Annotated in this window: 1 rRNA gene; it reads right to left on the bottom strand. The window is 57.2% G+C overall.

Annotation, left to right across the window (positions count from 1 at the left end):
• A 23S ribosomal RNA gene (locus J2751_RS15400) occupies positions 1 to 2,209 on the bottom strand; the annotation flags it as partial.

Genomic DNA, 2,209 nt, shown 5'->3' with positions numbered 1-2,209 from the left:
TACACCAGTGGCGACCAAACGTAGTTCCTCTCGTACTATACGTTCGTTCACGTCAAGTACCATTACACCCCCAATAGATAGCAGCCGACCTGTCTCACGACGGTCTAAACCCAGCTCACGACCTCCTTTAATAGGCGAACAACCTCACCCTTGCCCGCTTCTGCACGGGCAGGATGGAGGGAACCGACATCGAGGTAGCAAGCCACCCGGTCGATATGTGCTCTTGCGGGTGACGACTCTGTTATCCCTAAGGTAGCTTTTCTGTCATCTACGGGCCCCATTCCGGAGCCTCGTAGGTTCGCTAGACCACGCTTTCGCGTCAGCGTCACTCGTTGGGAATGACACTGTCAGACCATCTTGTGCTCTTGCGCTCTTCGCCGGATTCCCGACCCGGCTGAGATGATCTTCGGGCGCGCTCGATATCTTTTCGAGCGCGTACCGCCCCAGTCAAACTGCCCGGCTACCGGTGTACTCCTCCCGGAGTGAGAGTCGCAGTCACCGACGGGTAGTATTTCAATGTTGACTCGGTGGCCCGCTAGCGCGGGTACCTGTGTAATGTCTCCTACCTATGCTGCACATCGGCGACCACGTCTCAGCGACAGCCTGCAGTAAAGCTCTATAGGGTCTTCGCTTCCCCTTGGGGGTCTCCAGACTCCGCACTGGAACGTACAGTTCACCGGGTCCAACGTTGGGACAGTGGCGCTCTCGTTTATCCATTCATGCAAGCCGCTACTGAAGCGGCAAGGTACTACGCTACCTTAAGAGGGTCATAGTTACCCCCGCCGTTGACGGGTCCTTCGTCCTCTTGTACGAGGTGTTCAGATACCCGCACTGGGCAGGATTCAGTGACCGTACGAGTCCTTGCGGATTTGCGGTCACCTGTGTTGTTATTAGACAGTCGGAGCGCCCGAGTCACTGCGACCTGCTCCGTCGAGAGCAGGCATCCCTTCTTCCGAAGGTACGGGACTAACTTGCCGAATTCCCTAACGTCGGTTCTCCCGACAGGCCGTGGCTTTCGCTGCCAGAGCACCTGTGTCGGATCTCGGTACGGACATCGTGCTTGTCTTTTCACGGGCCCTATGTACGGCTGAGTTTCCCTATCTCACGTTTCGCTCGCTTCGTGCCGTGACGGCGTCCACGAGTTTCCATGATTCGACCGGGCGAAGGCCCGGCTCAGCGTTCCACACGGCGTTGACGTTTATTGCACGATGGCACTGGAATATTAACCAGTTTCCCGTTGTCTGCGTCGAGTTGCGGGCAGACTTAGGACCGGCTGACCCTCGGCTGATTGGCAGTGCCGAGGAACCCTTGCTCATCAGGCCGTCGAGGTTCTCACCCGACTATCGCTGCTACTGTGACCAGGATTGTCGTTACTGAACGGTCCACACGAGCTCTCGCCCGGGCTTCCATCCGAACAGTACGCCGACCTACACGATTACCCTGTGACGGGTACGGCCAGGTCTCGGTGGTAGATTTGAGCCCCGATCATTTTGGGCGCCTCAAACCTCGGCCGGTAAGCTGTTACGCTTTTCTTAGAGGGTAGCTGCTTCTAAGCTCACCTCCCGGCTGTTTAGGGCTTGAGACCACCTTCGAATCGCACTTAATCTACACTTTGGGACCTTAACCCGGCTCTGGGTTGTTCCCCTCATGGTACACAGGCTTACCCCGCGTACCGGACTCCCTTCGTTTGCGACGCTTGCGGGTTTGGAGTTCGACAGGATGGCCGACTCCTCTCGGAGGCGGGTCATCCAATCGGTAGCTCTACCCCGCGAGCTATCTCGGAAGAGGTCATGCTTCGACATGTTTCGGTCGGAACCAGCTGTTGCCAGGCTCGATGGGCCTTTCACCCCTATACACGAGTCACGAGAGGATATTGTAGAATACCAACTCTAACAGGCCTCCACGTGGCTTTCGCCACGCTTCACCTTGCTCGCGCATAGATCGCCTGGTTTCGGGTCGTACCCACATGACTCCCCGCGCTTGAACACGGTGGCCCTCGTCGTAAGACTGCGGCCGTATCGGTTTCCCTGCGCCTTCCCCGGTTCACGGGTTAGACTCGCCATGTAAGTACACTCCCTGGGTCGTTTTTCAAAACGCACGACACGACGCCGGCTCGATTCTCTTCCTACTGGAGGATCGCTCCTCGGTCGTTTTGAGAATCGCCTTGTACGCCCTGTCGCTCGATCGCCAACTGATTTCAGGCCCTATT

It is taken from the genome of Halorubrum alkaliphilum (assembly GCF_017873815.1).
Classification (GTDB): domain Archaea; phylum Halobacteriota; class Halobacteria; order Halobacteriales; family Haloferacaceae; genus Halorubrum; species Halorubrum alkaliphilum.
This window is presented reverse-complemented; position numbering and strand designations above follow the sequence as displayed.